The organism is Stenotrophomonas maltophilia group sp. Smal17, assembly GCF_030237045.1.
In the GTDB taxonomy this organism is placed as follows: Bacteria; Pseudomonadota; Gammaproteobacteria; order Xanthomonadales; family Xanthomonadaceae; genus Stenotrophomonas; species Stenotrophomonas forensis.
On the sequence record NZ_JASJSU010000093.1, the window covers coordinates 1 to 7,832 of the forward strand.

Genomic DNA, 7,832 nt, shown 5'->3' on the forward strand with positions numbered 1-7,832 from the left:
CTCGGTAGGTGCGGACCGTTGGTCCGCACACTCCAGCACCCAGCCGAGTCCTTGGCCCTTCGTAGAGTCGAGCTTGCTCGACCAGGGCCGACCAGGAGCAGTCGAGCAAGCTCGACTCTACCCACCCGGGGCAGTCGAGCAAGCTCGACGCCACCGGCAAACGAGAAAGGCGCGAGATCTCGAGGATCTCGCGCCCGGGTGGGATCGGCGGGGGAGAGAGGACCCGCCGATCCCGTTCCTGCGGGGGAACGCGCTTGCTTACTTCAGGTTCTGCGACCAGTAGGTCTCGATCTGGCGGACCAGGCTGTCCGGCAGCGGCACGTAGTCAAGCTGGCGCGCCTGGGCGTCGCCGCTCTTGTAGACCCAGCGGAAGAACTCCTGGGTGGCCTTGCCGTTGGCAGCGTTCTTCGGCTTCTTGTGCACCAGGATGAAGTTGGTGGCGGTGATCGGCCAGGACTCGGCGCCCGGGGCGTTGGTCATCACCAGGTAGAAGTCCTTGGCGCTGGCCCAGTCGGCGCTGGCGGCAGCGGCGGCGAACGAGGCATCGCTCGGCTGCACGAACTTGCCGGCGGCATTCTTCATCGCGGTGTACGACAGCTTGTTCTGCAGTGCGTAGGACAGTTCGACGTAGCCGATGCCGCCCTTGATCTGCTTCACGTAGGCAGCAACGCCTTCGTTGCCCTTGCCGCCGATGCCGGCCGGCCACTGGACCGAGGTGCCTTCACCGACCGAGCTCTTCCACTCCGGGCTGACCTTGGACAGGTAGTTGACGAAGTTGAAGGTGGTGCCCGAACCGTCCGAACGGTGCACGACGGTGATCTTGGCGCTCGGCAGGGTCAGGCCCGGGTTCAGCGCGGCGATGGCCGGGTCGTTCCAGGTCTTGATCTTGCCCAGGAAGATGTTGGCCAGCACGGTGCCGTCCAGCTTCAGCGCGCCCGGAGCGATGCCGGCCACGTTGACCACCGGCACCACGCCGCCGATCACCGACGGGAACTGGGCCAGGCCCGAAGCAGCCAGTTCTTCCGGCTTCAGCGGGGCGTCGGACGAGCCGAAATCAACGGTCTTGGCCTTGATCTGGGCGATACCACCGCCGGAGCCGATCGACTGGTAGTTGACCTTGTTGCTGGTGGCGGCGTTGTAGTCGGCCGACCACTTCGACATCACCGGGTAGATGAACGAGGCGCCCGCGCCGGTGATTTCAGCGGCGTTGGCGGCGAACACGGACGACGCTGCGAAGACGGCAACGGCAACGCGCGACTTGAAGGCGTGGATCACGGGGTGGCTCCTGGGTTGATTGGGATGCGGGGTTACCCGCCCGGTGCACATTCCATAACGGTTCGATGACAGCGCAGGGACCGTTGTATGACGCATCCATGACAGCGCTGCCCGGCGCCTGTGCGGCAGGGGCGTGAAGGAACGACGCCCCCGTTGTGACCCCTTTCTATATGTCGCTGACGGCCTGTCCGATGCATGCGTGCTCCGGGCATTCCGCAGCGATCCGGCGTTTTTCGTGCGCAACCGGGCGGCAGGTGGATGCCGCGCGGCGGGCGGCCTGCGCGTCGGCCCCGATACATCACGCCATATGCCGCAAGGGATCGACAAGGATGGCGCGACAAATGCGTCGTACGCATGACCGCACGAAGAAATCTGTGGTTGGTGCTCAGGTTGTCATTCGGCTGTCATGGTTTTAACGGAATGTTCGCAAAACGCTTGACCGGCCTGCCGGCGTGGCGTTCTGCCCAAGCCATTCCAACCCTCTGGAGAAATCCAAAATGCGTTCCCATTTGCTCGCCGCCGCGGTCGTTGCAAGCCTCGGTCTGGTTTCCGCCGACGCCTTCGCAGCTCCCGCCAGCACGGGCGTATCCCAGGCACAGCTGCAGCAGCTGCAGGCGCAGATCGCTGCTCTGCAGGCCCAGGTCCAGCAGCTGCAGAGCGACTCGCAGGCGCTGCAGGCGCAGTCCGACGCGCAGTCCGAAGTGAACATCACCCAGGCCCAGGCCCTGGAAGGTGCACAGAAGACCCAGACCAGCGTCGACAAGCTGGCCAAGCTGGTCAATGACAACAAGATCGGCGGTCGCATGTTCTTCGACCTGACCAACATCGACAAGACCAGCAACGGCAAGGACACCGCCGCCAGTGGCACCGGTCTGGACGTCAAGCGCTTCTACCTGACCGTCGACCACAAGTTCAACGACATCTGGTCGGCGAACCTGACCACCGACTTCCAGTACAGCTCGGCCATCGGCAATACCGAACTGTTCGTCAAGAAGGCTTACGTGCAGGGCAGCTTCGACCCGGCCTTCAACCTGCGCGTCGGTGCCGCCGACATGCCGTGGATCCCGTACGTCGAGAAGTTCTACGGCATGCGTTATGTCGAGAACACCCTGACCGATCGCCTGAAGTACGGCAACTCGTCCGACTGGGGCCTGCATGGCTTCGGCAACCTGGGCAACAACTTCAACTACGCCGTCTCGGTCGTGTCCGGCGCCGGTTACAAGAACCCGACCCGCAGCAAGGGCATGGACGTGGAAGGCCGCGTGGCCTACACCCCGAACGAGAACTTCGTGGTCGCCGTCGGTGGCTACAGCGGCAAGCTGGGCAAGGAAACCGACATCCAGAGCGCCGAGAACACCTACACCCGCGCCAACGCGATGGTGGCCTACGCCGACAGCAACTTCCGCGTCGGTGGCGAGTACTTCCAGGCCAAGAACCTCAACAACGTGCTGACCGTTGCCACCGACAAGACCAGCGGCTGGTCGGTGTGGGGCAGCGTGCGCGTCACCGACGGCGGCATCAACGTGTTCGGTCGTTACGATGACACCGACGTCAGCAAGACCCTGGACCCGACCCTGAGCGACAAGTACTGGAACGTCGGTGTCGAGTTCCCGGTCATGAAGAACCTCAAGCTGTCGACCGTGTACAAGTACACGCACCTGGCCAACGCCGGCGACAAGAAGAACGACAAGACCAAGGAATTCGGCGTCTGGGGCGACCTGTCGTTCTGATCATCTGAAAACAGTGTCTGAAAGCGAGACGGCGGGCCTGGTGCCCGCCGTCTTCGTTTCGTCACAACACGGTCCGCGTCACGCTTCGGCCGTGGTCTTGTCCTTGAACCGGCACAGGTCGGCAATCACGCAGCCCGGGCAATCCGGCTTGCGCGCTTTGCACACATAGCGGCCGTGCAGGATCAGCCAGTGATGCGCGTCGAGCAGGAACTCGGCCGGAATCGCCTTCACCAGTTTGTCTTCCACCTCGCGCACGTTCTTGCCGGGGGCCAGCCCGGTGCGGTTGGCCACGCGGAAGATATGCGTATCCACCGCCATCACCGGCTCGCCGAACGCCGTGTTGAGCACCACGTTGGCGGTCTTGCGGCCGACGCCGGGCAGCGCCTCCAGCGCATCGCGGTCACGCGGTACTTCGCCGCCATGCTTCTCCAGCAGGATCGCGCAGGTGGCGATCACGTTCTTCGCCTTGGCGTTGAACAGGCCGATGGTGGCGATGTACTGCTTCAGGCCGTCCTCGCCCAGCGCGAGGATCTTCGCCGGCGTGTTGGCCACCGGGAACAGGCGGCGCGTGGCCTTGTTGACGCCGACGTCGGTGGCCTGTGCCGACAGCGCCACCGCCACCAGCAGTTCGAGCGGCGAGCTGTATTCCAGTTCGGTCTTCGGGTGCGGATTGAGTTCGCGCAGGCGGGTGAACATTTCCACCACGTCGGCACGCGGCATCACGCCGCCACGGCGCGCCGGTGCGCGCGCGGTCTTCTTCACCGTGGCCATTACTGCTCCTTGCCGGTGGCGCGGGCCTTGGCCCGGGCGAGGATGGCCGCCGCTGCCGCGGGCAGGGCCGGCTTCACGTCCGGCGCCGGGGCCGGTGTCCGACGTGCGTCGCGTTCGGCCTCTCGGCGTGCCAGCCGCACCGCACGGGCGCGGTAGCGTTCGCGCGCGGCCCACGCGGCGTGCAGCTGCTGCTGGGCCTGCTGCAGGCGCTGCGGCAACTCGGGGTGGCCGGGCAGCAACTGTTCGTCGCCGGCACGGGCGACATAGTCCATCAGCCCGGCCTGCAGGGCGCCATCGAGATCGTCTGCCTGGACCCGGGCGAACAGCTGCGCAGGGTTGGGTCGGGATGCCATGGCGTCAGCGGTTCTGGAAGGCGGGCGGACGGCGCTGCAGGAAGGCACTGGTGCCTTCGCGCATGTCCTCGGTGGCAAACAGCAGGCCGAACTGTGCGCTTTCGTACTCCAGGCCCGCTTCCAGGCTGCACTCGCCGCCCACGTGCACCGCATCGAGCAGGCCACGCAGCGCCAGCGGCGCCGAACGTGCCAGCTGGCGGGCCACGTCCTGCACGCGGCTGTCCAGCGCGTCGGCAGGCACCACCTCGTTGACGATGCCCAGTTCCAGCGCACGTGCTGCATTGACCGGTGCACCCAGCAGGCACAGCTCCAGGGTGGCGGCACGGCCGCACAGGCGCAGCAGGCGCTGGCTGCCACCGAAGCCCGGGATCAGGCCGAGGTTGATTTCCGGTTGGCCGACCTTGGCGGTATCGGCGGCGATGCGCAGGTGGCAGGCCATCGCCAGTTCCAGGCCGCCACCCAGCGCAAAACCATTCACGCGCGCGATGACTGGCTTGGGCATGCGTTCGATCTGGCGCATCAGGCCCTGGCCGAGCAGCGAGAAATCACGTCCCTGAACGGCGCTGAGCGTGTTCATCTCGGCGATGTCGGCGCCGGCCACGAAGGCCTTGGGGCCGGCGCCGGTCAGCACCACCACGCGTACCTCCGGGTCGGCGGCGGCGGCGCTGAACGCCTCGGCCAGGGCCTGCAGGGTCGCGGCATTGAGGGCGTTGAGCTTGTCCGGGCGCTGGACGGTCACGGTGCGGATGGCGCCGTCGTCGGCGACAGCGATCAGGGCATCGGCCACGGGGAAACTCCTGGAACGTTAAAAAAAAGTGATATTGAACTCCGCGAACGCAGACGGGTCATAGCCTGCATCGTGAGTAGCGGTTACACGTTGCGCCCGTTATCCTAACCCGTCGCCTCAGGGCGGCGCAGAACGTCCCTGAGTTACCACCCCTGGAGAACTGTTTGATGAAGTTGCGTTCTATCGCGGTCGCCGTCGCGGCCCTGGCCCTGACGGGCAATGCCTTCGCCCAGGACGTTTCGTCCGAAAAGGGCAAGCTGAGCTACTACTTCGGTTACGACTACGGCAACAACCTGGCGGAGCTGACCGGTCGCGGTGAGCAGCTGGACATCAACTCGGTGGTGAAGGGTCTGCAGGACGCCTACGCCAAGAAGCAGCCGGCGATCACCGCCGAGCAGCTGAAGCCGGCCGTTGAAGCGTTCCAGAAGCGCGAGCAGGGCCGTGCCCAGGCCGCCAAGGCCGAGTACGAAAAGGCTGCTGCCGAAAACAAGACCAAGAGCGATCAGTTCATCGCGGCGAACAAGGCCAAGGCCGGCGTGCAGTCCCTGCCGAGCGGCGTCCAGTACCGCGTGATCGAAGCCGGCAAGGGTGCCAAGCCGACCCAGGCCAGCACCGTGCAGCTGGAAGTGGCCGGTCCGTTCCCGTACGGCCAGCGTCCGACCGAAGCCCGTCCGGCCCAGCAGATCCCGTCGATCAAGGTCAGCGAAGTCGAAATGAAGGCCATGCGCGAGACCCTGCTGCAGATGCCGGCAGGCTCGAAGTGGGAAGTCACCCTGCCGCCGGACCAGGCCTACGGTGCCGACCCGCGCACCCCGTTCCCGCCGAACGTGGCTGTGCAGTTCGAGATCAAGCTGGTCAGCGTCAAGTAATATCGAAGCCGTAAACGAAACGCGCCGGTGATCCCACCGGCGCGTTTTTGTTTGCGCAATGCGTGGCGCGCAAATCCAGGCCATTCGCGCTACTGTTGCAGGGTGCAAACAACGGAAGAATCGGCGCGTGTTGTCGCAAGTCCCTGCATCGGAGTGTGCAAGCTGGATCCAGACCGGCAGTGCACCGGCTGCGGGCGGCATCTCGACGAGATCGCAAGGTGGTCGTCGATGAGCAACGAGGAACGCAGCCGCATCCTGCATCGCGTGCAACCGCTGCGCGAACAGCTTCAGCAATCGCTGCGCGGCTCGCTGGCCGACCACGAACGCCTGATGCGCGCGCTGCATCCGCTGGCCGTGCCGCCGGCCGGCGACGGCTGGAACCGCAGCGAACTGAGTGACCTGCTGCCGCCCGGGCCACCCGTGGAAGCCGCCGTGCTGGCCGGCATCGTGCCGCGCGCCAACGGCGCACAGGTCATCCTCACCCGTCGCACCGAAACCCTGCGCACCCATGGTGGCCAGGTTGGCTTCCCCGGCGGACGCACCGAACCGGACGACCCCGATGCACTGGCCGCTGCGCTGCGCGAGAGCCAGGAAGAAATCGCGCTGGCGCCCGGCCAGGTGCAGGCGCTGGGATACCTGGATCCCTTCGTGACGATCACCGGTTACCGGGTCACGCCGGTGGTGGCGGTGGTCGATCCGGACTTCGTGCCGGTGCCACAACCCAGCGAAGTGGCCGAGGTGTTCGAGGTGCCGCTGGATTACCTGATGGCTGCCGACAACCTGCGCCAGGTCGAAATCAATCATCGCGGCCGCATCCGCCACGTCCTTGAATACGGCTGGCCGGGCCAGCGCATCTGGGGCGCGACCGCGGCCATCCTCTACAACCTGCGTCGCCGCCTGGAGCAAGTGCAATGAAGCCGATCGATCCGCCGTGGACCACCCTGGTCGATGTCGCCACCCTGGCCGCTGCATTGGGCGAGGGCGTTCGCGTGGTCGACGCACGTGCTACTGCCAGTACCGCCGTACGCGTGGTCGATGCGCGGTCCTCGCTGGCTGATCCGCAGGCCGGTGGCGGCCAGTACCTTGCAGGGCACATCCCGGGTGCGGTCTACGCCGATCTCAATCGCGACCTGTCCGACCTGTCGCGCGTGGGCCATGGTCGCCATCCGCTGCCGGACAGCGACGCCTTCGCCGCGAAGCTGGGCCAATGGGGCATTGGTCCGGATACCCAGGTGGTGGTCTACGACGGCAGCGACGGCAGCATGGCCGCCGCGCGGCTGTGGTGGTTGCTGCGCCTGCTCGGCCATGGCCGGGTGGCGGTGCTCGACGGCGGCATCGCCGCCTGGCAGGCTGCCGGCCATCCGCTGGCAACGGGGCAGGAGGCGGCGGCAGCGCTGCCGGCCTATCCGGGGCGTTTCGATACCACCCAGATCGCCAATGCCGATGAAATCTCTGCGCGGCTGAAGCACGCGCCGGGTTGGCTGGTCGACGCCCGTGCGGGCGAACGTTTCCGCGGCGAGGTGGAGCCGCTGGACCCGGTCGCCGGCCACGTACCGGGTGCGGTCAACCGGCCGTTCGCCCTGAACGTCCTCGACGGCCGCCTGCGTGATGCACAGGAACTGCGCGCCGAACTGCAGGGCGTGATCGGCAACCGCGATCCGCAACAGGTGGTGCTGATGTGCGGCTCTGGCGTGACGGCCTGCCATCTGCTGCTGGCGATGGAATCGGCCGGTTTGTCCGGCGCACGCATCTACGCCGACTCCTGGAGCGGTTGGGTCAGCGACAGCAGCCGCCCGGTGGCGACCGGCGCCTGAGCTCGTACCCTCGCACGCATCGCGCATGAAGCAGTCGAGCATGGCTCGACTCTACAAAGGCTCGTTCCGATCGATTCGACGTTCATCCACGCATGTCGTGGATCTACCGTGTCGACCAAGGTCGACACCCACCCACAGCAGCCGGAATCTGTCGAAGGCGGGGTGGGTCCGGTTGCGGGGGCGTGAGCCGCATGGATGCGGCGACCGAGCCTACATGGACGTATTTACGGCGT

8 protein-coding genes are annotated in these 7,832 nt (G+C 66.2%); 4 read left to right on the forward strand and 4 right to left on the reverse strand.

The genetic code is table 11. From position 1 onward, the window contains the following. Positions 1–258: 258 nt before the first annotated feature. Positions 259–1,275: a phosphate ABC transporter substrate-binding protein PstS gene (gene pstS, locus QRO93_RS18045; RefSeq protein ID WP_008267138.1), complete on the reverse strand. Its 1,017-nt coding sequence runs from the start codon at positions 1,273–1,275 to the stop codon at positions 259–261. 497 nt (positions 1,276–1,772) lie between these two features. Here pstS and QRO93_RS18050 point away from each other — a divergent pair, with 497 nt between their 5' ends. Next, positions 1,773–3,005, forward strand: a complete 1,233-nt coding sequence (locus QRO93_RS18050) for a porin (RefSeq protein WP_053449245.1) — start codon at positions 1,773–1,775, stop codon at positions 3,003–3,005. A 78-nt stretch (positions 3,006–3,083) separates the two neighbouring features. On the opposite strand, the gene nth is transcribed toward QRO93_RS18050, so the two are convergent. The 3 genes from nth to QRO93_RS18065 are packed head-to-tail and all read right to left on the reverse strand — an operon-like array spanning position 3,084 to position 4,916. Beyond that, positions 3,084–3,776, reverse strand: coding sequence for an endonuclease III (nth, locus tag QRO93_RS18055; RefSeq protein ID WP_285304309.1), 693 nt, complete (start codon positions 3,774–3,776; stop codon positions 3,084–3,086). After that, positions 3,776–4,129, reverse strand: a complete 354-nt coding sequence (locus QRO93_RS18060) for a hypothetical protein (RefSeq protein ID WP_164086143.1) — start codon at positions 4,127–4,129, stop codon at positions 3,776–3,778. Before QRO93_RS18060 ends, nth begins: the two co-directional genes overlap by 1 nt. 4 nt (positions 4,130–4,133) lie before the next feature. Then, a complete protein-coding gene (locus QRO93_RS18065; RefSeq protein WP_053512055.1) occupies positions 4,134–4,916 on the reverse strand; it encodes an enoyl-CoA hydratase/isomerase family protein in 783 nt (260 codons plus the stop codon). A gap of 167 nt (positions 4,917–5,083) precedes the next feature. Here QRO93_RS18065 and QRO93_RS18070 point away from each other — a divergent pair, with 167 nt between their 5' ends. From QRO93_RS18070 to QRO93_RS18080, 3 genes are all read left to right on the forward strand, one after another. Beyond that, complete coding sequence (locus QRO93_RS18070; protein WP_005408797.1) at positions 5,084–5,785, forward strand: FKBP-type peptidyl-prolyl cis-trans isomerase N-terminal domain-containing protein; 702 nt, start codon at positions 5,084–5,086, stop codon at positions 5,783–5,785. A gap of 102 nt (positions 5,786–5,887) precedes the next feature. Beyond that, on the forward strand, positions 5,888–6,700 hold the full coding sequence (locus QRO93_RS18075; RefSeq protein WP_180878287.1) for a CoA pyrophosphatase: 813 nt from the start codon (positions 5,888–5,890) through the stop codon (positions 6,698–6,700). Next, positions 6,697–7,599: a sulfurtransferase gene (locus QRO93_RS18080; RefSeq protein ID WP_180878288.1), complete on the forward strand. Its 903-nt coding sequence runs from the start codon at positions 6,697–6,699 to the stop codon at positions 7,597–7,599. Before QRO93_RS18075 ends, QRO93_RS18080 begins: the two co-directional genes overlap by 4 nt. The last annotated feature ends 233 nt before the right edge of the window (positions 7,600–7,832 follow it).